Here is a 23,178-nt window from a genome sequence, read left to right as displayed (position 1 = left end):
AAAGCAAGGCGAGATCCAGGCGGGGGCGAGCATCCTTTTCGTGTGGTCAACGATCGGTCAGGCCGCGGTAAGGCGCGCTACAAAGATCTGGCGATGAGCACCGCGCGGTTGTTGACCTATTAAGAGGGAGGTCCGGTCCTGAGTGCGTAAAGCGAGTCAGGAAAGAGACCAATTCGGCTCATTTTCGTGAAAACATTCTCGGCGCGTATTTTATATCAAGATATTTGATTGCGGGATTGTATCGAAACACTCACCGACAAAAAGGTGATTGATCGGTGCTTCCTTAATCTGATGAAAGGAGAAAAAAGGCAATTAGCAAGCCGGTTATTTATCAATAGCTTCTTGGAGAACAAGCATGAAGAATCTAGCTTTGATTGCATTGACAGCGGTGCTGGTCGCTCCCGCGGCATGGGCCGAAACCAATGCCGCCGATGGGCCCAGTGGAGCACATTTTGCAACTGCCGCGCCGGTATGCACCGTAGATCAATCCACTCTGGATGTCAGTTGTACCGGGGCTACCATCGGGGGGATCGGCCACACGAATGCGACAGCGAACCTGTCGGCGACTTACTCGGGCACCGTTCAGTGCAGAAACCATGGCGGTCAGGTCGTTGACGTGAAGACGCAGGTCACGGATGCTGCTTCGGCGGGAAAGCTGATCGCGTCCAAGAACGGGCAAATCGTCGTGCCGCCGCTCGGCGTGGTGGCGCCGACGTCCCAGCAGTTACTCGCCAATGCCAGCTGCCCCAACGGGAACTGGACCAAGCAGCTTACCGCGGGCCCCACCCTCGCGAATTTCGTCTATACGATCACCTTCGCGGGCTTCAGCGGGCCTTATTTCAGCCTCGTGGGTCCTTGATTGACGTGGCACAGGCTTCGGCACATTCCACTGAACGGGAAGACCCCGGCATTAGCGAGAACGCCCTAAGCCATAGGGATGGGCGTGCCAGCATCCGCTGGCACGTCTGCAATCGGTGACGGCTGGTACCGTCATTTCATACGGTGCCACGCCCACTTTTTCATGAATCATCGGATGCTTGGTCATGCAACACGATGTTCACCTTGGTTGCCGCGCGTGGCATGTCCCACATGCAGCGCGCTATTTTTTGCACGCTCGGTCGATGCTGCTGTTTAGTCTGCTGATCACCGGATGCAGCGGAGGGGATTCCGCTCCACCATCAACGGCAGCCCCGCAGCAAGCTTCGTCGGGATTGGCCCCATTGGCGGCGCAAGGCACGCCGCCAGGAGGGGAAAAATCGGCACCGTTGGGAGTGGTGGACGAACCTCCCGTGCCGTCGACAGGCTCTGCCACGATGGTGCAACTCAGTGCCCTACCACATCTGTCATCGCTGTCCGACCGTGAGAGAGCGGGGTTGCTCATGCTGCTGCCATCCAAGTCGGCATCGCAACGGCTGGCCTTGATTAACATGTATCCCAGCCTGGTCAAGCTCCCGGAGCAGCAAAAGGAACTGTTGCTGGACAGACTAGAAAAAATCGTCCCGGTCACGGTAAGTGAGCGTCAATGACCGCTTCCTTCCGACGAAGCTTTGGTGCTTTCGTAACGAGAGCGAAATTCGATGTGAAGCCGCCGTCTGAGTGTCTGAGCAAATCGCGGGTTGAATCCGCAGCCGAACGCCTCCCCAACGCTCCCGAGAACCCCGCGATACCAAACAAAAAAGCCACCCTCCCGGGTGGCTTCCCATCAGCGATCACGCCATCACCCCCGCATCACGCACGCGTGCGCCGACTCGCCTCCGCATCGACATCGCGCAGCGACTTGCCGCGCGTTTCCTTCGCAAGGCCCACGCACACGATCGAGATCACGGCCGCGGCAACCAGATACAGCGCGATCGGCGTCGACGAGTGATAGCGCTCGAGCAGCGACAGCCCGATCAGCGGCGCGAGCGAGCCGGCCATCAGCGGCGCGACCTGGTAGCACAGCGACAGCGCGGTATAGCGCACGTTGGTCGGGAACATCTCGGTCATCAGCGCCGAATACGGCGAGTACGTCATCGATTCGATGAACAGACCGAGCACGATCGCGGCCATGATGATCCAGTCGTTGCCGGTATCCATCATCGGGAACGCGACGAAGCCCCAGCCGGCGGTCAGCACCGCGCCCGTCAGGTACACAGGCTTGCGGCCGACGAAGTCCGATAGCAGCCCCATCAGCGGAATGAAGAAGAAGTGGATCGCGTTGGCCGCGAACATCAGCTTCAGGATCCGCGTGGTGTCGGCCCCGACCACCAGCTTCAGGTAGGTCAGCGAGAACGTGACGACCATGTAGTACAGGATGTTCTCGGCGAACCGCGCGCCGATACCGATCAGCACCTGCCGCCAGTGATACTTCAGCACGTGCACCACGCCAAGCTGCTTTTCCTGCTTCTGCGCGCGGCGCGCCTGCGCTTCCTTGAAGATCGGCGCATCGTCGACCTTGCGACGAATCCAGAAGCCGATCAGCACGACCACCGCCGAGAACCAGAACGCCGCGCGCCAGCCCCACGACAGGAAGTCGGCCTCGGACAGCGAACTCGACAGCACCAGCAGGATGATGGTCGCGACGAGGTTGCCGGCCGGCACGCCGGCTTGCGGCCAGCTGGCCCAGTAGCCGCGGCGGTTGTCCGGGCTGTGTTCGCTGACCAGCAGGATCGCGCCGCCCCACTCGCCGCCGAACGCGAAGCCCTGAATCAGCCGCAGCGACACCAGCAGCACCGGCGCCCAGTAGCCGATCGCATCGAAGGTCGGCAGGCAGCCCATCAGGAAGGTCGTGATGCCGACCACGATCAGGCTGACCTGCAGCAGGTATTTGCGGCCGAACTTGTCGCCGTAGTAGCCGAACACCAGCCCGCCGATCGGCCGCGCGGCGAACCCCACCGCATACAGCGCGAACGCGGCGAGCAGGCCGTCGATCGGGTTGCCCGTCTTCTTGAAGAAGTGCGTGCCGAACACCAGCGCCGACGCCGTTCCATACAGGAAGAACTCGTACCACTCCGCCACCGATCCGACCATCGACGCCGCGACGACCCGCTTCAATTCCCGTTTCGACGCCGTGTCCTGCACGGCTGCTGCACTACCGGGCGAGACTGCCTCGCCGACCTGACTTGTCATCTCCGTATCTCCTCTCGTTGTCGTCCATTTCCCGTGACGGGGCGGCTCGCGAGTAAGCGCGCCGAAAGATTTTATACAATATCCAATACACAATCCACGCAATCTCAAAAATGCTTTCGGCAGAAATGCGACACGGCGGGCGCGTGGTACGCCGACCGGGATGGAAGCCTGCGAGACGGATGTTTTTGGTCGGAGGAAAGGGCGGCGAGGATAAGCTTGCGGGGCGCCAGTCGGGCTGCCAAGCCATCAGGCGGAGCCGGAACGCGGCGTCGACCAGCTTTGTCGAGTGCGGCCGCCCTCCCCGCCGAAGGCCGCCGCGACGCGGTTCTCAACTTCCCCGACACCGCGAAACGACGCCCCGTGTCACGCCCTTTTTATTTTATATTGTATAAAATATGCGGACTGGCTAGAATGCACTCGTCGATGGCTGACTCTCGGTCGAAACCGGAGGCAACGTTTCGGCACCGAGGCAAACAAGAGGCGGCCGGCCGCCGTCCGGGTGACGTGAAGCACCGACGAGACGGCGAGCGCGCGTACGGCCCAGGTTGCCAGCACTGGCAATTGACCCTATCTGAATGTGAGGAAACGAGATGAGCGACAACATTTTTACCGGCACCATTCCGGCCCTGATGACTCCGTGCACCGCTGATCGTCAGCCGGATTTCGACGCGCTGGTAAAGAAGGGCAAGGAGCTGGTGGCACTCGGCATGCGCGCGGTGGTGTACTGCGGCTCGATGGGCGACTGGCCGCTGCTGACCGAAGCGCAGCGCCAGGAAGGTGTCGCGCGCCTGGTCGAAGCCGGCGTGCCGACGATCGTCGGCACCGGCGCGGTGAACTCGAAGGAAGCCGTGTCGCACGCCGCGCATGCGGCGAAGGTCGGCGCGCACGGCCTGATGGTGATCCCGCGCGTGCTGTCGCGCGGCGCGTCGCCGGCCGCACAGAAGGCCCACTTCGCCGCGATCCTGAACGCAGCGCCGAAGCTGCCGGCCGTGATCTACAACAGCCCGTACTACGGCTTCGCGACCCGCGCCGACCTGTTCTTCGAACTGCGTCGTCAGCACCCGAACCTGATCGGCTTCAAGGAATTCGGCGGCGCCGCCGACATGCGCTATGCAGCCGAAAACATCACGTCGCAGGATGACAGCGTGACGCTGATGGCCGGCGTCGACACGCAGGTGTTCCACGGCTTCGTGAACTGCGGCGCGGCAGGTGCGATCACCGGCATCGGCAACGCGCTGCCGCGCGAAGTGCTGCAACTGGTCGACCTGTGCAAGAAGGCCGCGCAAGGCGATGCGGTGGCGCGCGTGCGTGCGAAGGAACTCGAAGCGGCGCTGGCCGTGCTGTCGTCGTTCGACGAAGGCTGCGACCTCGTGCTGTTCTACAAGCACCTGATGGTGCTGAACGGCGACAAGGAATACACGCTGCACTTCAACGAAACCGATGCGCTGAGCGACGCGCAACGCAACTACGCGGAAGCGCAGTACACGCTGTTCCGCAACTGGTACGCGAACTGGTCGAAGACCATCGCGTAAGCCGTGCGATACGCGGCCGTGACCCGGCCGCCTGCATGAGAAAGGAAAAAGCCACGGAGCGATCCGTGGCTTTTCCTTTATCCGCGCACACTCGACAGGCGCCTGCCGAATCAGTGCTGCTGCACGGCCGCCCCGCTCGCGCGCTGGTGTTCGGTGATCTCCGTTCTGCAACGGCCAATCGCATACAACGCACCGGCCGCGGCGAACTCCGGCACCGCAATCAGGCTGAACCCATCGCCGAAACGCCAGCCGAGCCCCATCGCGACATGCGCTGCGCGCACCCGCACAGTCAGGGCTTCACCGTCCCCCGCCGCGACTCGATCCCGTCGATCTTCGCGAGCAACACATTGCCGAGTTTCATCACGTGGCGCGGCATGCCGGGAATCGCGAGCAGCACCTCGATCCGTGCGCGCCAGTAGCCCGGACGACTCACGCGCATCGCGTACGGCATCGCCGCCGCGCCGGTATCCGCATCGCTTTCGAGCAGCGCGACCATTCTCTCGATATGAGACAGCTCGCGCTCCACGTAGTCTCTTGTCAGCATGTGATTGACACTCCCCCGCAACACGGCATCCGGCCTGGCGTCGTCGGCGTGTCGCCGCATGGGCTTCTCGCTCGACACGTCGTCGTTTCCCGTCACGGTACGCGCGTCGTGTGTCAGGAAATCGCCGGCACGCGCGAGGGTTCTGTTCGTATCGTCGGATCTATGTCGCGCTGCGCAGCCGGTGCCACGTCCATGGCGACGACGACCGTCAGGCGGGATCGCCGAGTTCGTCGGGAAGTTGAGCGGCTGAACGCGCTCAGCCGCGTCGGCCGCGCGCGCTCGTACGCTTGCCCGTGCCCGCCGGCGGCTCGCCCGCGCTCATCCGGTCCAGTTGCCGGACGATCTCCGCGCGCAGCTCGGCCGAAATCTCCACGCTGTCGAGCAGCTCCGAGATCCACAGCCCGTCGGCGGCCAGCCGGCAGATCATCAGCGTCGCCGCCCGCTCGAGCGGCACCGGGTCCGGCCGCGTCCACTCGCGCATCGGCACCGACCAGCGCGCGCGCGTCTCCTGCTCGGTGATCATCGACGCGACCAGCACGCGCAGCACGTCGGTGCTCGCGGCCGGCTGCGCGGTGTCGAGCACCGCATGCAGATACGCACGCGCCGCCGCGCCGTCGCCGTACGAGTCGGCCGCCCGGCGCGCGGCCATCTGCGTCGCGAAGCGTTCGGTTGCCTGCCCGAACAGCGCATCGAGCAGGCCCTGCTTGTTCGCAAAGTGATACTGCAGCGCGCCTTTGGTCACGCCCGCACGCTCGGCGACCGCATCGAGCGTCAGCGCGGCCACGCCCTGACCGGTCGCGATGTCCGACGCGGCTTCCAGCAGCTGCGCGCGCACCTGCTCCGGCGCCTTTTTCCGCCGCACGCCGGCAGCGGGCGTGGGCGCGGGCGCGCTCCGGGCGTCGGCCGGTCCGGCCGTGTCGACAGGCACGGCGGTAGCGCGCGAAACGGGTTCGAGGCGTTTTTTCATGGGGGCGATGGTAGCACCCGCGGTCTCGATATAAACATTCCGGCTGGATGGTATGATCCGCCGCATGAACAAACCCGCCCCCTCCCCCTGGTCCGCGCTCGACACCGCGATCGCCCGTGGACGCGACGCGCTGATGCGCCTTCAGCAGCCTGACGGCAGCTGGTGTTTCGAACTCGAATCCGACGCGACGATCACCGCGGAATACATCCTGATGATGCATTTCATGGACAAGATCGACGACGCGCGCCAGGAGAAGATGGCGCGCTACCTGCGCGCGATCCAGCGGCTCGACACGCACGGCGGGTGGGACCTGTACGTCGACGGCGATCCCGACGTGTCGTGCAGCGTGAAGGCGTACTTCGCGCTGAAGGCCGCTGGCGACAGCGAGCATGCGCCGCACATGGTCCGCGCGCGCGACGCGATCCTCAAGCTCGGCGGCGCGGCACGCTCGAACGTGTTCACGCGCATCCTGCTTGCGACGTTCGGCCAGGTGCCGTGGCGCGCGACGCCGTTCATGCCGATCGAATTCGTGCTGTTCCCGAAGTGGGTGCCGATCTCGATGTACAAGGTCGCGTACTGGGCCCGCACGACGATGGTGCCGCTGCTCGTGCTGTGCTCGCTGAAAGCGCGTGCGCGCAACCCGCGCAACATCGCGATTCCCGAGCTGTTCGTCACGCCGCCCGACGAGGAACGCCAGTACTTCCCGCCCGCGCGCGGGATGCGCCGCGCATTCCTCGCGCTCGACCGCGTGGTGCGCCATGCCGAGCCGCTGCTGCCGAAACGCCTGCGGCAGCGCGCGATCCGGCATGCGCAAGCATGGTGTGCGGAGCGCATGAACGGCGAAGACGGCCTCGGCGGGATCTTTCCGCCGATCGTGTACAGCTACCAGATGATGGACGTGCTCGGCTACCCGGACGATCATCCGCTGCGCCGCGACTGCGAGAACGCGCTGGAGAAGCTGCTGGTCACGCGGCCCGACGGCAGCATGTACTGCCAGCCGTGCCTGTCGCCGGTATGGGACACCGCGTGGAGCACGATGGCGCTCGAGCAGGCGCGCGGCGTGGCCGTGCCGGAAGCCGGCGCGTCCGCGAGCGCACTGGACGAACTCGACGCACGCATCGCGCGCGCGTACGACTGGCTGGCCGAGCGCCAGGTGAATGACCTGCGCGGCGACTGGATCGAGAACGCGCCCGCCGACACGCAACCGGGCGGCTGGGCGTTCCAGTACGCGAACCCGTACTACCCCGACATCGACGACAGCGCGGTCGTCACCGCGATGCTCGACCGCCGCGGCCGCACGCATCGCAACGCGGACGGCTCGCATCCGTATGCGGCACGCGTCGCGCGCGCGCTCGACTGGATGCGCGGGCTGCAATCGCGCAACGGCGGCTTCGCGGCCTTCGACGCCGACTGCGACCGCCTGTACCTGAACGCGATCCCGTTCGCCGATCACGGCGCGCTGCTCGATCCGCCGACCGAGGACGTGTCGGGCCGCGTGCTGCTGTGCTTCGGCGTCACGAAGCGCGCGGACGACCGCGCGTCGCTCGCGCGCGCGATCGACTACGTGAAGCGCACGCAGCAACCCGACGGCAGCTGGTGGGGCCGCTGGGGCACGAACTACCTGTACGGCACGTGGAGCGTGCTGGCCGGGCTCGCGCTCGCGGGCGAGGACCCGTCGCAGCCGTACATCGCCCGCGCGCTCGCGTGGCTGCGCGCCCGTCAGCACGCCGACGGCGGCTGGGGCGAAACGAACGACAGCTACATCGACCCGGCGCTCGCCGGCACCAATGCGGGCGAAAGCACGTCGAACTGCACCGCGTGGGCGCTGCTCGCGCAGATGGCGTTCGGCGACGGCGAATCGGAATCGGTCAGGCGCGGCATCGCGTATCTGCAAACCGTACAGCAGGACGACGGCTTCTGGTGGCACCGGTCGCACAACGCGCCGGGCTTTCCGCGCATCTTCTATCTGAAGTATCACGGCTACACGGCGTACTTCCCGCTGTGGGCGCTCGCGCGCTATCGGCGGTTGGCTGGCGGCGTGTCGGCAGCGGGCGCGCACGCGGTGCCGGCGTCCACGGGCGCGGACGCCGCGCTCGCCTGAGCGACGGCACGCGCACGCGCACGCGCACGCCGCACGTTACGGCTTGCCGTTCAGCGACTCGACGATCCGGTACGCGGTCTTCACGCGATCCTCGATCGGGAAGCTGCGGTTCGCGAGCATCACGATCGCGATCCGCTTCGCGGGGACGAACGCGACATAGGTGCTGAAGCCGTTGGTCGAGCCGGTCTTGTTGATCCACGTGTCCGGGCGCGGCGCGAGCGGCGGCTTGAGTGCGGTCGCGGGCGTCGCGTCGTGGAGCATCGCCGGCCCGTTGCCTTCGAGCAGCGTCGGCAGCGCGACCGGATACGGATACTGTTCCCAGATCAGGTCCTGCGTGAACGGCCCGGCACGGAAATAGCCGGTGTGCGTGCGCTCGAGCGCGCGCTGCAGACGCGGCGCCGTGTCGACCAGCCCCATGTTCGCCTGCACGAAGCGCAACAGGTCGGCCGCCGTGGTCCGGACGCCGTACGCCGGCTGCCACAGCATGCCGCCCGTCATCCGGATCGGCTTGCCGTCCTGCGTATAGCCCTGCGCATAGTCGCCCCGGCGCGCGGCGGGCACGTTGATGTAGGTATGCGTCATCCCGAGCGCGGGGAACAACCGCTGTTCCATCAACGCCGCGAAGTCGCGGTTCATCGCCTTCGCGGTGAGTTGCCCAAGCATCCCGATCGCGACGTTCGAGTACGTGCGGCGCGTGCCCGGCGCGTACGCGGGCCGCCACGCATCGAGATAGCGCATCAGGTCCGCGTCGTCGCGGATGCTGTCGGGCACCTGCAGCGGCATCCCGCCCGGCGTGTGCGTGCCGAGTTCGAGCAGCGTCACGCCACCGAACGGCTTGCCCTGCAGCGCGGGCAGGTACTTGGCCGCCGGATCCGACAGCGACAGCTCGCCGCCCTCTTGCGCGTCGGACGCGAGCGTCGCGGTCAACGTCTTGCTGACTGAGCCGATCTCGAACAACGTGTCGCCGGTCACCGGCTTGCCGGTTTGCGTCGACATCACGCCATAGTCGAACACGTAGGGCTTGCCGTCGGCGACGATACCGATCGCCATGCCGGGAATGGCGAACTGCTTCATCAGCGGCGCGACGTTGCGGGTCACGGTGTCGTGAATCTCGTCGGGCGTGGCGGCGGCCGCGCGGCCGGCCGTGACGGCGGCGCACGCGGCGACGAACAGGGTCGCGGCGATGCGTATCGCGTTGAATCGCATGGTTGCGGTTCCTTCGATTTTCTGATGGTTGTGTGGACAACAGGTCCGGCCGCGCCGCGCGGAGAATGTGGCAGCCGGCCGGTCGAAGCAGGACTATCCGCCACCGGCCGCCATCCAACAATCGATGATATTTTGCGCGAGCCTAAAGAAAATCTTATGCAACGCATACACCGGCCATGCCGATGTCAGTCCGGTAAGCGGTCGAGAAAGGCCAGCATCGCGGCGTTGAAACGCGCCGGCCGCTGCAGTGGCGCGAAGTGGCTCACGCCGGGCAGGATCGTCAGTGTCGCGCCCGGAATCGTGCGCGCGAGATAGGCCGCATGCTCGGCGCGGATGAACTCGTCGTGCTCGCCCTGCACGATCGCGACCGGCACCGCGATCGCAGCGAGGTCGGCCGCGCTGTAATTCGGTTGCGTGCGCATCATTTCGCTGACGGCGGCGACGAACGCATCGAACTGGTCGGGCGTCGCGGACAGTCGCGCGTAGTCCTTGCGGTGCCGCGCGAAGCAGCGGTCGATCAGCGGGCTCGGCACCATCTCCTTCGTGCCGCCCGGATCCATGTTGCACGCGAAGAAGAACACGCCCGCCGCGCGCTGCGGCGCGCGGGCGGCCAGCACGAGCGACACGCACGCGCCATCGCTCCAGCCGACGAAGCGCGCGCGTCCGATGTGCAGCGCATCGAGTACCGCGAGCACGTCCGAGGCCATGCGTTCGTACGAATAGGGGCGATCGTCGCGCGTGCTGCGGCCGTGGCCGCGGCTGTCGATCACGATCGCGCGGTAGCCGGCCGCGAGCAGCGCCGGCACCTGGTTGCCCCAGTTGCCGCCGTGGCCGAGGCCGCCGTGCAGCAGCACTACCGGCGGGCCGTCGCCGAACGACGCGTGCCAGATGCGCGCGCCGTCGTGGTCCAGCCATCCTTCGGCATCGGCCGCGGGCAGCGGCGTGCCGCCTTGCGCGTCGAAGCGGACGAGGTCGTCGTCGGCGAATTCCGCATTCATCGTTCTGCCGTCCTTTCGAGGGAGACGAGCTTGCGATTGTAATGCGCGGTGTGGCGTGCCGCGATGCGTCGGCGTGCTGTGCTGGGCTGTGCGGCGCCGTGCCGTCAGGCCTGCGTCGATACGAGCCCGCCGGACGTCGAGCCCCCCGACTTCTGGAGGGCCTGCGCGAGCTGCGCGATCGCCGTCGACAGCGCGGCCGAGATCGTGCTCGCTTCCGCGCTCAGCGTCTGCTGCTCGACCGCGGCAGCCGGGTCATCCTTCGCGCGCTGCGCGGCAGCCGCCATTTGCTGCTGCAGTTGCGCGAGTTGTTTCTGCAAGCGCTCGATGAGCTGTTTCAGTTGCGCGACCGCGGGATCGTCAGCCGACGATCCCGACGCGCCCAGCGTCTCGCCCGCGCCACCGGACGGCGCGGCGCCGCTCGCCGACGTCTTCGTTGCGCTGCCTGCAGGCGACGACGCAGCCGCCGTGGCGGTCGGTGCGGCGCCGGTGCCGGACGGGTTGGCGGCCGCGTTGGTGGTGGCGAGCGGGGTCTGCGTGGCGGAAGAGAGATCGATCTGCATCATGTCGGTCCGTAATGAGTGTGTGCGACTCGCGTCGGTGAACAGGGAAAACCTTGCAACCGGTTTACGGTATTCGTCGGACAAAACTTTAGTCTCGCCTTCTGCGGTGCGCCGGCGCGGCCGCGCAGCCAGCGCCGCGCGCCATTGTCATGCGCAGGCTGCGGATTGCTGCGAAGGGGCCAGAATGACCGGCCATCCGCGCTGGTAAAATCGCCGGCTGTTTTCGGCAAGACTTGCGGGCTACCCCCGCACCGGCGCGCGCCCGATCGGGCGCGACACGCGACGCCGTCCGGCGCCGTCGCCGCGCGAGCCCCGCGCCCGCAGCGACACGACGACGCGACGGCTTCGGCGCGCATCCCCTTCATCACCCACTTTGAGGAATTCACGATGGCCCGCATCGGCGCCTTCTGCCTGACCACGTGGCTTGCGGCCGCGATTCTCTATTTCGGCCAGCATTCGGTCGCGATGATTGCGCTCAGCGGCGTGGTCGTGTTCGGCGGGTTCGATCTGCTGCGTCCGTAACGAGCACCGGTTCGTTGCAGGCGCGGCGGGCCCGTCACGAGCATCGGCGCCGCCTCCCCGCACACCCTCATCGCAAGCCAGCCAGCCCCATCCGCATCGCCAACGGCGACCCCGCAACCGCCCCACCCGCGCCACACATCAGCGCGGCAACGTCCGCAACGACGACGGCCCGCCCGACAGCGCGATCCGCTTGCCCGTATCGCGCAACTGGCCGCCTTCCACCGCATACAGCGCGAGCTGCCGCTCGACGTTGAACTGCACGATCACGTGCCGGCTGTCGGCGGTGAATACGATGCCCTGCGCGGCTTCGCCGCCCGGCACTTCACTCGTCTGCACCGCACGGCCGTTGCGGATCTCGAACAGCACGACCTTGCCGAGCTTGTGGCGGCCCGGGTTGTCGGCCGTGAGGTTCGAGCCGTCCATCGCCTGCACGGCGATCCACTTCCCGTTCGGCGAGATCGCGACGCCTTCCGGCAGCGACGGCACGTTCAGGTACTGGACCGTGCGGAACGGCGTGCGCGACACGTCGATCAGCGCGACCGAATCGGCATCGCCCGCGAGCGTGCCCGTATAGCCCGGCAGCCCCGCGAGCCCGACGTTGCTGACGACGGCCCAGTGATTGTCGCTCGACACGTCGATCGTGTAAGGCGCGACGCCCGTGCTCAGCCGCGCGCCGCTGTCGGTCACCTTGCCGTCGTCGACATTCAGCACCGCGACGCCCTGCTCGTCGCGCAGCGACACGAGCGCATGCTTGCCGTCGTGCGTGAAGCTGATCCCGGCGAGCCGCTTCTTGCCGATCTTCAGGTTGCCGTCGAGCGTCACCTGCGTGCCGTCGATCCGCAGGATCGACACGCTGCCGTCGACATTCGCCACCAGCGCGACGCGACCCGACCGGTCGATCGCGATCCCCTGCGGGTGCGTGCCGAGTTCGATGCGCGTGATCGCCGCCGGCGACGCATCGAGATTCACGACCTGCAGGAACGTGTCGTACACGAGTTGCTTCGCGCTCGTGTCGTAACGCGTCGGCGCGCCGACCAGCGCGAGTTTCGCGTCGGGCGTGATCGCGACGGCCTGCGGCGGCCCCTGGATGCCGTTCTCGACGTCGACCTGCAGCGCGACCTTCGGCGGGAACACGCTCGCATCGAGCAGCGTCAGCGTGTCGGCGGGCGGCGATGCAAGAAAGGTGTCGCGGCCTTCGACGCGCTGGTACTTGCCGTCGTTGCCGGACACGATCCAGTCGGCCGCGTGCGCGGCGACGGCGGTGGTGGCAAGCGTCAGCGCGGCGAGCAGACGGGCGCGACGAAGGCGAAAAGGATTCGAATGCATGACGGACGGTTCTCCGGATCGGTTGCGGACGCAAGGAATCGCACGACCCTGCTGCTCGACGGGTCGATGCCATCGCATGATGCCCGAAAGCACGCGAAACCGGTGTGTCGCGGCCGCCGGTCAGCGAGTGCGCGGCCCCGCGCCTTCCCACTGACGGACGTCGTCGAGCGGATACACGGGCCGCGCGAGCCGCTCGTAGCGGAACAGCTCGAAGTCCGACCCGGTCACGCCGCGGCTGTCACACTCGACGAGTGCGGCCGCGATCGGCACGAACACGGGCCGGCAATACATGCGCGACTTCAGCAGCAGGAATCGCGCGCGGCGTGGATCGATGCCGACGCTCTCGAACACGCCGAGATCCCACGGTTCCTGCGTGCGCTCGGTGACGACCAGCGTCGCCACGCCGATATCGAGCACCGCCGCGCGGCCCATGTAGGCGCGCTGGCCCGTATAAGTCGGCCCGGTAATCACGTATTCGCCGTCGGTGATGGCGCGCACGATGCCCGTCGCGCGAAACGGTGCGCGCCGCGCGCCGCCATGCGACGGCATCCGGTTGCCGACCAGCACCGTGACGGTCGCGCCCACGCCCGCGTCGATCAGCGCCGCGACGGCTTCGGGGTCGCACAGCGGCCCGCTGACGATCCCGTCGAGCCCCTGCGCGAGCGCGGCCTCGAGCAGGTCCATCGTGTCGCACGCGCCGCCCGACATGCAGTTGTCGCCGTGATCGAGCATCAGCACCGGACGGTCCGCGCCGCCCGCCAGCGCCGCGGCCTGCGCGACCGATTCCGCGAGCGGCGCGCTGCGGTACACGAACGCGTCACGCGCGTCCCAGATCTGCCGGGCGATGTGTTCGGCCACCGCGTCGGCTGCCGCGCGGTCGCCGTCGGCGACCACCACGACGCTGATACACGGCGCGGGAATATCCGCGAGCGAGAAGCCGGGCAGCACCGACACCGCGAGCATCCCGTCGGCCTCCGCCGCGCGCGCGGCCTCCACCGCGAGCCGCATCGCGCCTTCGGCGCTCGCGCTGCGCAGCGTCGACGTCATCAGCGGCGGCTGGCGCCATGCGAGCACGGGCCGCGCGCGGCCGTGCAGCCGGTCGAGCAGCACGCGTGCCGCATGCTCGCCCGTCTCGTACATGTCGACGTGCGGATAGGTCTTGAAACTGACGATCACGTCCGCGTGGTCGATCATCTTCTGCGTGACGTTCGCGTGCAGGTCGAGCGCCACCGCGATCGGTGCATCGGGCAGCGCGGCGCGCACGCGCGCGAGCAGGTCGCCCTCGCCGTCCGCGGATTGCTCGGCGACCATCGCGCCGTGCAGGTCGAGCATCACCGCGTCGCAGCCTGGCGTGGCCGCGACGATCGCATCGCAGATCGCCGCATACGCATCGGCCGCGACCGGGCCGCTCGGGTTGGCGGCCGCCGATACGGGCGTCACGATCTCGGCGCCTTCACGCTCGGCCGCATCGATGAACGCGGCCATCGCGGTGCGCATCCCGTGATTCGCGCGATACGCGTCGTCGCCCCAGTCGGGGCCGTTGCGGCCGAACGCGGCGAGCGGCGTCGGTACCGGCGAGAACGTGTTCGTTTCGTGATTCATCCGGGCGATCAGGATTTTCATCGTGCGCGGCCCTCCGCGACCCCAGCGGCGCCCAGCATCGCGTGCAGCAACACGTTGCAGCCTGCCTCCAGATGCACGGGATCGGCCTCCTCGATCTCGTTGTGACTGATCCCGTCCTTGCACGGCACGAAGATCATCGCGGTCGGTGCGACGCGCGCGAGATACACGGCGTCGTGGCCCGCCCCGCTGATCACGTTCATCGACGACAGCCCGAGCGTGCTCGCGCCCGCGCGAACCTGCTCGACGAGTGCCGTATCGAACGGCTGCGGCGGGAAGTACACGACCTGCTCGACGTCGATCGGCATGCCAGCCGATGCGCCCAGCTCGGTGCACGCCGCGCGCAGTTCGGCATCCATCGCCGCAAGCGTCGCATCGTCGGCCGCGCGCAGGTCGACGGTCAGCGTCACGCGGCCCGGAATCACGTTGCGCGAATTCGGGTGCACGTCGACCCAGCCGACCGTGCCGCGTCCATGCGGCGGATGCGCGCACGCGATGGCGTTCACCTTGCGCACGAGATCGGACGCGACGAGCAGCGCGTCGCGCCGCAGCGCCATCGGCGTCGGGCCGGCGTGCGCCTCCATGCCGTGCACGGTCACGTCATACCAGCGCTGCCCGAGCGCGCCCTCGACCACGCCGATCGTCGTGTCGTGCGCCTCCAGTACCGGGCCCTGCTCGATATGAGCTTCGAAATACGCGCCGACCGGATGAGCGCCCCGCCCGTCGCCCGCATCGCCCGCATAGCCGATCGCGGCCAGCGCGTCGCGCACCGACACGCCGTCGCGGTCGCACTGTGCGAGCGCATGGTCGAGCGTGAACGCGCCCGCGAACACGCCGGAGCCCATCATCACGGGCACGAAGCGCGAGCCTTCCTCGTTGGTCCAGACCGCGACCTCGAGCGGCGCCCGCGTGCGCACGCCCGCGTCGTCGAGCGTGCGCAGCACTTCGAGGCCCGCGAGCACGCCGTAGTTGCCGTCGAACTTGCCGCCGGTCGGCTGCGTGTCGATATGGCTGCCCGTCGTCACGGGCGGCAGGTCGTCGCGTTCGCCCGCGCGCCGCGCGAAGATGTTGCCGATCGCGTCGACCCGTACCGTGCAGCCGGTTTCCTTCGCCCATGCGGTGAACAGGTCGCGCGCCTCGCGATCGAGTTCGGTGAGCGCGAGGCGACACACGCCCCCTTTGTCGGTCGCGCCGATCCGCGCGAGACGCATCAGGCTGTCCCACAGCCGCGCGCCGTCGACGCGCAAGCCGGACGCCGCGACGCCCGGTGTCGAATCCTGAACTTGCATCGATGGAATTCCTCGCAATGAAAGGGCGCGGCGCTTACGCGACGCCGACGCCCAGGTAACGGTCCTTCACCTCGTGATCGGCCGCGAACGCCGCGTTGCTGCCTTCGTAGACGATCACGCCCTGTTCGATCACGAAGTGGCGATCCGCGAGCTGCGTGCACACTTCGAGGTTCTGTTCGACGAGCAGGATCGCGACGCCGGCTGCCTTGATCTGCTTCAGCTGCGCGACGATCTCCTCGACGATCACCGGTGCGAGCCCCTCCACCGGCTCGTCGAGCATCAGCAGCCGCGGGTGGTTCATCAGCGCGCGGCCGATCGCGAGCATCTGCTGCTCGCCGCCCGACAACTGCGCGCCGCCGTTGCGGCGGCGCTCCTTCAGGCGCGGGAAGATCCGGTAGATGTCGTCGAGCTGCCACGGCGAATCGCGGCGCGCGCCGAGCCGCAGGTTCTCCTCGACCGACAGCAGGCGGAAAATCCCGCGATGCTCGGGCACGAAGCACAGGCCGCGCGCGGCGATCCGGTGCGCGGGCTGCCCGGACACCGGCCGGCCCGCGAACGTCACCGTGCCGCCGGTCGGTGCGACAACGCCTGCGATCGTCTTGAGCGTCGTCGACTTGCCCGCGCCGTTGCGGCCGAGCAGCGTCACCGTCTCGCCTTCGTTCACGTTCAGCGAGATGCCCTGCAGGATGTGGCTCTTGCCGTAGCAGGCATGGACCTCCTTCACGTCGAGCATCATGCGCGGCCTCCCGTGATCATGTTGCCGAGATACGCGCTGCGCACGCGCTCGTCGCCGCGAATCGCATCCGGCTTGCCTTCGACCAGCACGCGGCCCTGCTGCATCACCGTAATCGTGTCCGAGATGTCCATCACGATGCCCATGTTGTGTTCGATCAGCACGACCGTGTAGTCGTCGCGCAGGCCACGGATCAGCGCCTTCATGTCGTCGAGATCGTCGATCCCCATGCCCGACGTCGGCTCGTCGAGAAAGATCGCGCGCGGCCGCGCCGCCAGCGCCATCCCGACCTCGAGCCGGCGCTGCTGGCCGTGCGACAGCACGCCGGCCGCCGTATCGGCGAAGGGCTGCAGGCCGAGCCGCTCGAGCACGTCGTCGACGATGCCGTCGTGCGCGAGCGCACCGCGCGGCGGCGCCCACGGATTCAGCGCACGCCGCGATTCGACACCCTGCGCGGCGACGCGCAGGTTCTCGCGCACGCTCAGGTTCGAAAACAGGCTCGTCACCTGGAACGAGCGCGCGATGCCGCGCCGCACGCGCTTGTGGTCGGGTTCGCGCGACACGTCGTGACCGTCGAACAGGATCGAGCCCGCCGTGATCGGCAACGTGCCCGTCAGCGTATGGAACAGCGTCGTCTTGCCCGCACCGTTCGGCCCGATCACCGAATGCACGGTGCGCGGCATGATCCGCAGATCGACACCGCCCAGCGCCGTGAACTTGCCGTAGCGCTTGACGATGCCGCGCGCCTCGAGAATCGCTTCGCTCATTGCCGCTCCCCGGTCGTCGCTGCCGTGCGTCCGCCGCGCCGCAGCGACGCCGCGACACGTTCACCCAATCCCCACAACCCGCGCTGCATGAACAGGCTGACCGCGATCAGCACGAGGCCGAGCAGCAGCAGCCAGCGCGGCCACAGCGTCGACAGCCAGTCCGCGAACAGCACGTAAAACGCCGCGCCGAGCACCGACGCGAACAGGTTGCCCGTGCCGCCGATCACCGTCATCACGAGGATCATCTCGCTCGTGTGGTAGTCGATGTTCGACAACGGCGCGATGCCCGTCATCAACGCGTGCAGCGCACCGGCGAGGCCCGTGACGGCCCCCGAGATCACGAACGCCGCGAGCTTGAAGCGCTTCACGTCGTAGCCGGCCGCAGCCGCGCGCGCCTCGTTGTCGCGGATCGCGAGCAGCGTGCGGCCGAACACCGAGCGCGACACGCGCAACAGCAGCCAGAACACCACGACGAACAGCACCGCGACGAAGCCGTAGTAGCGCCACGGCGAATCGAGCGGAACAAGCGGATGCCCGAATGCGGACAGCACGGGGCGCGGGATGTCGAGCAGCCCGTTGTCGCCGCCCGTGAGGTCCGGCGTCGTGTAGGCGAGAAAGTAGAACAGCTGTCCGAACGCGAGCGTCAGCATCACGAAGTAAGTGCCGCGCTGCCGGATCGAGAACCAGCCGACGAGCGCGGCCGCGACGGCACCGAGCACGGTGGCGGCGACCAGCGCGGCGGTCACCGACGCGACGCCGTGCGTCAGCACCAGCCCCGCCGCGTAGCTGCCGAGCCCGAAGAAGATGCCCTGCCCGAACGACAGCAGCCCCGTGTAGCCGAGCAGCAGGTTGCAGCCGAGCGCGGCGAGCGCGAACACCAGCACTTCGGTCGCGAGCGAGCCCGAGGTCAGTGCGACCGGCAGCACGCACACGACGGCCACCGCGAGCCAGCCTTCCGGCCGCTGCAGCGCGCCGCGCCGCGGCTGCGGGCGCGACGTGGCCGCCGTCCCGGGCGGCAGCGGTTTCGACGATTCGATCATGCGGCCCTCCCCAGCAACCCGTTCGGACGCAGCAGCAGCACGGCCGCCATTGCGACATAGATCATCAGCCGCGCACCTTCCGGCCACAGCGTGCTCATCAGGCTCTGCACGATGCCGACCAGCAGCCCGCCGACGAGCGCCCCGAGAAAATTCCCCATCCCGCCGACGACGACCACGACGAACGCGATGCCGAGCGCCTCGATGCCCATGAACGGGTCGACGCCGCGGATCGGCGCGGCGAGCACGCCTGCGAGTGCCGCCGTCGCCGCGCCGAGCGCGAACACGAGGCTGAACACGCGCGTCACGTTGATGCCGAGCAGCGACACCATCTCCGACGATTCGCTGCCCGCGCGCACCGTGCTGCCGAGCCGCGTGCCTTCGAGCACCCACCACAGCAACACGGCGAGCACGGCCGTGAACGCGATCACGAACAGCCGGTATTTCGGGTAGACGAAGCCGCCCCAGATCACGACGCCGTTCAGCGCGTCGGGCGGCGGCACGTTGTCGCCGAGCGGGCCCCAGGCGAGGATCGCGCACTCCTGCAGCACGAGCGCGAGCCCGACCGTCGCCAGGATGTGGAATTCGTGCTGCTGCGCGTACACGTGACGCAGCACGAGCTTTTCGACGCCCCACGCGAACGCGCCGACGACGAGCGGCACGACCGCGAGCGCGACCCAGAAATTCGCCGACCATTGCAGCGCCTGGTAGCAGAGATAGGCGCCGAGCAGGTAGAACGCGCCGTGAGCGAAATTCACGAAGCGCAGCAGGCCGAACACGATCGACAGGCCGACGGCGAGCAGGAAATACAGCATGCCCACGCCGATGCCGTTGACGATCTGCAGCAGATAGACGTTCATGGCTTCCGTGTCAGAAAGGAAGGTAACGGACGCCCGCGGCGCACGACGGCCGCGGGCGCATGCACTGCGTCACGCGAGCTTGCAGTTCGTCTTGTCGACCGGCAGGAACGACTGGCCCGAGCTGACGATGTCGGCGTAGTCGTCCGCGTTCTTCATCCGGCTCTTCGGCTTGCCCTTCAGCAGGTAGTAGTTCTTCAGCACCTGGTGGTCGCCCTTGCGGATTTCCTCCGGGCCCGTGAGGCCGTCGTACTTCATGCCCTCCATCGCCGCGACGACCTTCTTCGGATCGGCGCTGCCGGCCTTCACCATCGCGTCGACCAGGATCTTCGAGCAGATGTACGAGCCCGCGAGGCTGTAGTTCGGGTTCGCCTTGAACGTGGCGTTCGCGCGCTTCACGAGGTCGCGGTTCAGCGGCGAATCGATGTCGTGCCAGTACTGCGCGCCGAAATACACGCCGTCGCAGATGTCGGGCCCGAGCGCCTCGAACTGCTCGAGGCCGGACGCCCACGCGAGCAGGATCGTGCAGTTGCGCTTCATCCCGAAGCTGACGGCCTGGCGCAGCGTGTCCGACGATTGCGAGCCGAAATTCAGGATCAGGAGCACGTCCGGCTGCGCGGCCGCCGCGTTCGTCAGGTAGCCGCTGAACTCCTTCTCGGCGAGCGAGTGGTAGCTGTTGCCGACATGCTCGATGCCCTTCTCCTTGAAGATCGCCTTCGCGGCCGACAGCAGGCCGTCGCCGAACACGTATTGCGGCGTGATCGTGTACCAGCGCTTCGCCTTCGGCAGCATCTGGGTCAACGGGCGCACCGTCTGCTCGATCGCGCCGAAGGTCGGCACCGACCAGCGGAACGTCGCGGCATTGCAATCCTTGCCGGTGATCTCGTCTGCGCCGGCCGTCGTGATGAACACGCCGCCCGCCTTCTGGACTTCCTTGCCCATCGCCAGCGATTCGGACGACAGGATGCCGCCCGCGAAGAAACGCACGCCCTTCTGCTGCGCGATCTCCTGCACGCGCCGCACGGCGGTCGCGGGCTTGCCCTCGGTGTCGAGCGCCGTGTAGGCGAGCGGCGCGCCGAGCACCTTGCCGTACTGCTGGACGACGAGCTTCATGCCGAGATCGGCGTACTTGCCGTTGGCGGCGAACGGCCCCGACATCGGCACCGGGCACGCCAGCTGGATGGATGAACCCTGCGCGAACGCGGCACGGGACGACATGCTGCCGAGCGCACCCGGCACGGCCGACAGCGCGGCCAGTTTCAACAGTTCTCGGCGATTCAAGTTGACGCTCCTGATAAAGGGGGACACACGCGATGCGACCGACTGCCAAACCGTGCCCACGCCCTGCAGGATGCGCGCCGCCGGTTGATCCTATTTATCATGATAAATAGAATGAACCTGATGCTAAAGTTGATCAAAATTGGTGTCAATCAGGCAAAATTCCGTACCCGCGCCGGAACGGATCGTCGACGATGACGCGGCGCGCAGTCAGACAAAGGAGTCGTGAAGATGGTCATGGACCGAGCCAGGGCGGGCCTCGCGGTCGAAATCAAGCAGCCGAAGCGGGCCGACCTCGTCGCCGAGGAGATCAAGCGGCTGATCACCGAGAAGGACCTGAAGCCGGGCGACCGCCTGCCGCGCGAAGCCGAGCTGCAGCAGCTCTACGCCGTGAGCAAGAGCACGATCCGCGAGGCGTTGAAGTCGCTCGAGGTGCAGGGGCTCATCAAGGTCACGACCGGGCCGTCGGGCGGCGGGATGGTCGTCGAGGTGCCGCTCGACCGCACGCTGCAGCTCCTGCAGAACTACCTGTTCTTCAAGGACGTGACGATCGACGACATCTACACCGTGCGCAAGCTGCTCGAACCCGAGCTGGCGGCCGGTGCCGTGCCGCACCTGACCGAGCGCGACTTCGCGGCGCTGGAGGCGAACATCGCGTGCTGCGACGGCGCGTCGGGCGTGCACGACCGCGGCCATATGCTGCGCCAGCGGCAGGAGGACACGACGTTCCACGACATCCTCGCGGCCGCGAACCCGAACCCATTCCTGCGCTTCAGCTGCGAGCTGATCAACGAGATGATCCGGCAGCTGATCGAGTTCCGGAACGATACGCCGCTCGTGGAGCACAAGCGCTTCGGCGAAGCGAACGTGTCGATCCACAAGGCGATCCTGCAGGCCGCGCGCGAGCGGGATGCCGAACGCGTCCGGGCGCTGATGGTCGAGCACATGACCGAGGCACCCAAGCATGTGAAGCGGATGAAGGGCAAGCTGCGCGGGCGGTTGATCCTCGATTCCGAGATCCGCAGGCGGGCCGCCGCGGCCGTTGCGGGACCCGATGCGGGCGCACCGGATCCCGACGACGACTGATTGCCCGCGGGCGCGGCGTCGGCTCGACGCCGCGTGCTGCGCCGCGCACGGGATCGTCAGCCGCGTCGCGGATGCCGAGGCGGCTCCGGGTCGTTACGGTTGTCATGGCCGTGACGGCCGGACGCCGCGAGCGGGGTCAACACCGGCGAGTACGCATCCGGGCCTCGCTTTCCCCGGGCGGCCGGGATCATCATCTCCCGCACGCTCACGCGTACCCCGTCGTCCCCTTCGTCTCCAGGTATTCGACGAGCCCGAACTCCGCATACTCGCGGCCGTTGCCCGAGCGCTTGTAGCCGCCGAACGGGGCGGCCGGGTTCCACGGCGGGTAGTTGATGTGGACATTGCCGACCCGCAGCCGCGCCGCCACCCTGCGTGCGCGATCGAGATCCTTCGACTGCACATAGGCCGCGAGCCCGTAGACCGAGTCGTTCGCGAGCGCGATTGCCTCGTCCTCGGTCCGGTAGGTCATGATCGCGAGCACCGGCCCGAAGATCTCCTCGCGCGCGATCGTCATGTCCGGCGTGACGTTCGAGAACACCGTCGGCCGCACGTAGAAGCCGTCAGCGAGCCCCTCTGGCCGCCCGGGGCCGCCGGCGACGAGCGTCGCGCCTTCTTCGATCCCGAGCCGGATGAAGTGCTGGATGCGGTCGAACTGCGTGCGGCTGACGACCGGTCCGATGTCCGTTTCCGGCGAACGCGGATCGCCGACGACCGTGCGCGCCGCCTCGGCACGCGCCGCTGCCTCGGCCGCGGCCAGCTGGTCGACATGCACGAACATCCGCGTCGGCGCGTTGCACGACTGCCCGCTATTGCTGAAGCAGCTGCGCGCGCCGCGCGTGACGGCATCCTCGATGTCGGCATCCGGCAGGATCAGGTTCGGACTCTTGCTGCCGAGCTCCTGATGCACGCGCTTCACCGTGTCGGCGGCCGCCTTCGCGACCTCGACGCCCGCACGCGTCGACCCGGTGAACGACACCATGTCGACATCCGGATGCCGCGACAGCGCGTCGCCGACTTCATGCCCGTAACCGTGCACTAGGTTGAACACGCCCGGCGGCACGCCGGCCTCGTGCAGGATCTCCGCGAACAGCACCGCGCTGAACGGCGCGATCTCGCTCGGCTTGAGCACCATCGTGCAGCCGGCCGCGAGCGCCGGCGCGACCTTGCAGACGATCTGGTTGATCGGCCAGTTCCACGGCGTGATCAGCGCGCACACGCCGATCGGCTCGTGCGACACGAGCAGCGAATCTGTCTGCGTGCTGAACCGGAACGCCTGCAGCGCACGGATCGTCTGTTCGAGATGCGCGGTGCCGACCGCGGCCTGCATCGCGCGCGCGAACGCGATCGGCGCACCCATCTCCTGGCTGATCGTGTGCGCGACTTCGTCGTAGCGGCGCTGGTAGATCTCGAGCACGCGCCGCAGCAGCGCGACACGCTCGTCGACCGTCCAGCGCGAGTACGTATCGAAGGCCTGCTTCGCCGCGCTGACCGCCCGGTCGACGTCGGCCGGCCCGCCGATCGCGAGACGCGCATATGGCCTGGCGGTCGCCGGATCGATCACGTCGATCGCGCGCGCGTCGACCGGGTCGACCCACTGCCCGGCGATATAGCTCTGTTGCGAGGTTCGCATCGAATGCTCCTGGGATA

The 23,178-nt window shown here is 67.5% G+C and carries 22 protein-coding genes; 6 read left to right on the top strand and 16 right to left on the bottom strand.

Annotation, left to right across the window (positions count from 1 at the left end):
• Nucleotides 1–355 precede the first annotated feature (355 nt).
• Both SB771_RS30940 and SB771_RS30935 read left to right on the top strand, forming a co-directional pair.
• Nucleotides 356–859: a hypothetical protein gene (locus SB771_RS30940; RefSeq protein WP_175705179.1), complete on the top strand. Its 504-nt coding sequence runs from the start codon at nucleotides 356–358 to the stop codon at nucleotides 857–859.
• Between the two features lie 184 nt (nucleotides 860–1,043).
• Nucleotides 1,044–1,526 (top strand): hypothetical protein, encoded by a 483-nt coding sequence (locus tag SB771_RS30935; protein ID WP_244096863.1) that lies wholly within the window; start codon nucleotides 1,044–1,046, stop codon nucleotides 1,524–1,526.
• Between the two features lie 202 nt (nucleotides 1,527–1,728).
• Here SB771_RS30935 and abaF read toward each other — a convergent pair whose 3' ends face one another.
• A complete protein-coding gene (abaF, locus tag SB771_RS30930; protein WP_279607334.1) occupies nucleotides 1,729–3,108 on the bottom strand; it encodes a fosfomycin efflux MFS transporter AbaF in 1,380 nt (459 codons plus the stop codon).
• 590 nt (nucleotides 3,109–3,698) lie between these two features.
• On the opposite strand from abaF, the gene SB771_RS30925 reads away from it, so the two are divergent.
• Nucleotides 3,699–4,640: a dihydrodipicolinate synthase family protein gene (locus tag SB771_RS30925; RefSeq protein ID WP_105830193.1), complete on the top strand. Its 942-nt coding sequence runs from the start codon at nucleotides 3,699–3,701 to the stop codon at nucleotides 4,638–4,640.
• A gap of 110 nt (nucleotides 4,641–4,750) precedes the next feature.
• On the opposite strand, the gene SB771_RS30920 is transcribed toward SB771_RS30925, so the two are convergent.
• From SB771_RS30920 to SB771_RS30910, 3 genes are all read right to left on the bottom strand, one after another.
• Nucleotides 4,751–4,900, bottom strand: coding sequence for a hypothetical protein (locus tag SB771_RS30920; protein ID WP_244096864.1), 150 nt, complete (start codon nucleotides 4,898–4,900; stop codon nucleotides 4,751–4,753).
• Between the two features lie 29 nt (nucleotides 4,901–4,929).
• On the bottom strand, nucleotides 4,930–5,184 hold the full coding sequence (locus SB771_RS30915) for a hypothetical protein (protein ID WP_175662161.1): 255 nt from the start codon (nucleotides 5,182–5,184) through the stop codon (nucleotides 4,930–4,932).
• Between the two features lie 256 nt (nucleotides 5,185–5,440).
• Entirely contained in the window at nucleotides 5,441–6,151 is a 711-nt protein-coding gene (locus SB771_RS30910) for a TetR/AcrR family transcriptional regulator (protein ID WP_175662162.1), read from the bottom strand.
• Nucleotides 6,152–6,203: 52 nt separating this feature from the next.
• Between SB771_RS30910 and shc the strand changes: the two genes are divergently transcribed.
• The gene (shc, locus tag SB771_RS30905) at nucleotides 6,204–8,252 is read left to right on the top strand and encodes a squalene--hopene cyclase (RefSeq protein ID WP_175662163.1); all 2,049 of its coding nucleotides are present in this window, start codon (nucleotides 6,204–6,206) and stop codon (nucleotides 8,250–8,252) included.
• 36 nt (nucleotides 8,253–8,288) lie between these two features.
• On the opposite strand, the gene ampC is transcribed toward shc, so the two are convergent.
• The 3 genes from ampC to SB771_RS30890 all read right to left on the bottom strand — a co-directional run bounded on the left by ampC (nucleotide 8,289) and on the right by SB771_RS30890 (nucleotide 11,016).
• Nucleotides 8,289–9,458 carry a class C beta-lactamase gene (gene ampC / locus SB771_RS30900; protein ID WP_175662164.1) on the bottom strand — a complete coding sequence of 390 codons (1,170 nt, stop codon included), beginning with the start codon at nucleotides 9,456–9,458 and terminating at the stop codon, nucleotides 8,289–8,291.
• A 185-nt stretch (nucleotides 9,459–9,643) separates the two neighbouring features.
• Entirely contained in the window at nucleotides 9,644–10,456 is an 813-nt protein-coding gene (locus SB771_RS30895; RefSeq protein WP_175662165.1) for an alpha/beta fold hydrolase, read from the bottom strand.
• A gap of 104 nt (nucleotides 10,457–10,560) precedes the next feature.
• Nucleotides 10,561–11,016 (bottom strand): hypothetical protein, encoded by a 456-nt coding sequence (locus tag SB771_RS30890; RefSeq protein WP_175662262.1) that lies wholly within the window; start codon nucleotides 11,014–11,016, stop codon nucleotides 10,561–10,563.
• Between the two features lie 387 nt (nucleotides 11,017–11,403).
• On the opposite strand from SB771_RS30890, the gene SB771_RS30885 reads away from it, so the two are divergent.
• Nucleotides 11,404–11,538 carry a hypothetical protein gene (locus SB771_RS30885; protein WP_006750603.1) on the top strand — a complete coding sequence of 45 codons (135 nt, stop codon included), beginning with the start codon at nucleotides 11,404–11,406 and terminating at the stop codon, nucleotides 11,536–11,538.
• Nucleotides 11,539–11,676: 138 nt separating this feature from the next.
• Here SB771_RS30885 and SB771_RS30880 read toward each other — a convergent pair whose 3' ends face one another.
• The 8 genes from SB771_RS30880 to SB771_RS30845 all read right to left on the bottom strand — a co-directional run bounded on the left by SB771_RS30880 (nucleotide 11,677) and on the right by SB771_RS30845 (nucleotide 20,448).
• Nucleotides 11,677–12,864, bottom strand: a complete 1,188-nt coding sequence (locus tag SB771_RS30880) for a YncE family protein (protein WP_175662166.1) — start codon at nucleotides 12,862–12,864, stop codon at nucleotides 11,677–11,679.
• A gap of 120 nt (nucleotides 12,865–12,984) precedes the next feature.
• Nucleotides 12,985–14,487 (bottom strand): M81 family metallopeptidase, encoded by a 1,503-nt coding sequence (locus tag SB771_RS30875; protein WP_410721839.1) that lies wholly within the window; start codon nucleotides 14,485–14,487, stop codon nucleotides 12,985–12,987.
• Nucleotides 14,484–15,773 carry a Zn-dependent hydrolase gene (locus SB771_RS30870; protein WP_175662168.1) on the bottom strand — a complete coding sequence of 430 codons (1,290 nt, stop codon included), beginning with the start codon at nucleotides 15,771–15,773 and terminating at the stop codon, nucleotides 14,484–14,486. Before SB771_RS30870 ends, SB771_RS30875 begins: the two co-directional genes overlap by 4 nt.
• Nucleotides 15,774–15,807: 34 nt before the next feature.
• Nucleotides 15,808–16,509, bottom strand: coding sequence for an ABC transporter ATP-binding protein (locus SB771_RS30865; RefSeq protein ID WP_105830183.1), 702 nt, complete (start codon nucleotides 16,507–16,509; stop codon nucleotides 15,808–15,810).
• Nucleotides 16,506–17,273, bottom strand: coding sequence for an ABC transporter ATP-binding protein (locus SB771_RS30860; RefSeq protein ID WP_175662169.1), 768 nt, complete (start codon nucleotides 17,271–17,273; stop codon nucleotides 16,506–16,508). The genes SB771_RS30865 and SB771_RS30860 overlap by 4 nt, the downstream gene beginning before the upstream one ends.
• The gene (locus SB771_RS30855) at nucleotides 17,270–18,313 is read right to left on the bottom strand and encodes a branched-chain amino acid ABC transporter permease (protein WP_175662170.1); all 1,044 of its coding nucleotides are present in this window, start codon (nucleotides 18,311–18,313) and stop codon (nucleotides 17,270–17,272) included. Before SB771_RS30855 ends, SB771_RS30860 begins: the two co-directional genes overlap by 4 nt.
• Entirely contained in the window at nucleotides 18,310–19,170 is an 861-nt protein-coding gene (locus SB771_RS30850) for a branched-chain amino acid ABC transporter permease (RefSeq protein ID WP_175705178.1), read from the bottom strand. The genes SB771_RS30855 and SB771_RS30850 overlap by 4 nt, the downstream gene beginning before the upstream one ends.
• 69 nt (nucleotides 19,171–19,239) lie before the next feature.
• The gene (locus tag SB771_RS30845; protein ID WP_105830180.1) at nucleotides 19,240–20,448 is read right to left on the bottom strand and encodes an ABC transporter substrate-binding protein; all 1,209 of its coding nucleotides are present in this window, start codon (nucleotides 20,446–20,448) and stop codon (nucleotides 19,240–19,242) included.
• A 228-nt stretch (nucleotides 20,449–20,676) separates the two neighbouring features.
• Between SB771_RS30845 and SB771_RS30840 the strand changes: the two genes are divergently transcribed.
• Entirely contained in the window at nucleotides 20,677–21,531 is an 855-nt protein-coding gene (locus SB771_RS30840) for a FadR/GntR family transcriptional regulator (protein WP_126224206.1), read from the top strand.
• A gap of 205 nt (nucleotides 21,532–21,736) precedes the next feature.
• Here the strand turns inward: SB771_RS30840 and SB771_RS30835 are convergent, their stop codons facing one another.
• Nucleotides 21,737–23,161: an aldehyde dehydrogenase family protein gene (locus SB771_RS30835; protein WP_175662172.1), complete on the bottom strand. Its 1,425-nt coding sequence runs from the start codon at nucleotides 23,159–23,161 to the stop codon at nucleotides 21,737–21,739.
• Nucleotides 23,162–23,178 lie beyond the last annotated feature (17 nt).

Source organism: Burkholderia sp. SIMBA_051 (assembly GCF_046534915.1).
In the GTDB taxonomy this organism is placed as follows: domain Bacteria; phylum Pseudomonadota; class Gammaproteobacteria; order Burkholderiales; family Burkholderiaceae; genus Burkholderia; species Burkholderia ambifaria.
This window is presented reverse-complemented; position numbering and strand designations above follow the sequence as displayed.

Bases quoted from the DNA above. Each gene is read 5' to 3' on its own strand.
- SB771_RS30940 (WP_175705179.1), top strand. From the start codon at position 356: ATGAAGAATCTAGCTTTGATTGCATTGACAGCGGTGCTGGTCGCTCCC.
- SB771_RS30935 (WP_244096863.1), top strand. From the start codon at position 1,044: ATGCAACACGATGTTCACCTTGGTTGCCGCGCGTGGCATGTCCCACAT.
- abaF (WP_279607334.1), bottom strand. From the start codon at position 3,108: ATGACAAGTCAGGTCGGCGAGGCAGTCTCGCCCGGTAGTGCAGCAGCC.
- SB771_RS30925 (WP_105830193.1), top strand. From the start codon at position 3,699: ATGAGCGACAACATTTTTACCGGCACCATTCCGGCCCTGATGACTCCG.
- SB771_RS30920 (WP_244096864.1), bottom strand. From the start codon at position 4,900: ATGGGGCTCGGCTGGCGTTTCGGCGATGGGTTCAGCCTGATTGCGGTG.
- SB771_RS30915 (WP_175662161.1), bottom strand. From the start codon at position 5,184: ATGCTGACAAGAGACTACGTGGAGCGCGAGCTGTCTCATATCGAGAGA.
- SB771_RS30910 (WP_175662162.1), bottom strand. From the start codon at position 6,151: ATGAAAAAACGCCTCGAACCCGTTTCGCGCGCTACCGCCGTGCCTGTC.
- shc (WP_175662163.1), top strand. From the start codon at position 6,204: ATGATCCGCCGCATGAACAAACCCGCCCCCTCCCCCTGGTCCGCGCTC.
- ampC (WP_175662164.1), bottom strand. From the start codon at position 9,458: ATGCGATTCAACGCGATACGCATCGCCGCGACCCTGTTCGTCGCCGCG.
- SB771_RS30895 (WP_175662165.1), bottom strand. From the start codon at position 10,456: ATGAATGCGGAATTCGCCGACGACGACCTCGTCCGCTTCGACGCGCAA.
- SB771_RS30890 (WP_175662262.1), bottom strand. From the start codon at position 11,016: ATGCAGATCGATCTCTCTTCCGCCACGCAGACCCCGCTCGCCACCACC.
- SB771_RS30885 (WP_006750603.1), top strand. From the start codon at position 11,404: ATGGCCCGCATCGGCGCCTTCTGCCTGACCACGTGGCTTGCGGCCGCG.
- SB771_RS30880 (WP_175662166.1), bottom strand. From the start codon at position 12,864: ATGCATTCGAATCCTTTTCGCCTTCGTCGCGCCCGTCTGCTCGCCGCG.
- SB771_RS30875 (WP_410721839.1), bottom strand. From the start codon at position 14,487: ATGAAAATCCTGATCGCCCGGATGAATCACGAAACGAACACGTTCTCG.
- SB771_RS30870 (WP_175662168.1), bottom strand. From the start codon at position 15,773: ATGCAAGTTCAGGATTCGACACCGGGCGTCGCGGCGTCCGGCTTGCGC.
- SB771_RS30865 (WP_105830183.1), bottom strand. From the start codon at position 16,509: ATGATGCTCGACGTGAAGGAGGTCCATGCCTGCTACGGCAAGAGCCAC.
- SB771_RS30860 (WP_175662169.1), bottom strand. From the start codon at position 17,273: ATGAGCGAAGCGATTCTCGAGGCGCGCGGCATCGTCAAGCGCTACGGC.
- SB771_RS30855 (WP_175662170.1), bottom strand. From the start codon at position 18,313: ATGATCGAATCGTCGAAACCGCTGCCGCCCGGGACGGCGGCCACGTCG.
- SB771_RS30850 (WP_175705178.1), bottom strand. From the start codon at position 19,170: ATGAACGTCTATCTGCTGCAGATCGTCAACGGCATCGGCGTGGGCATG.
- SB771_RS30840 (WP_126224206.1), top strand. From the start codon at position 20,677: ATGGTCATGGACCGAGCCAGGGCGGGCCTCGCGGTCGAAATCAAGCAG.
- SB771_RS30835 (WP_175662172.1), bottom strand. From the start codon at position 23,161: ATGCGAACCTCGCAACAGAGCTATATCGCCGGGCAGTGGGTCGACCCG.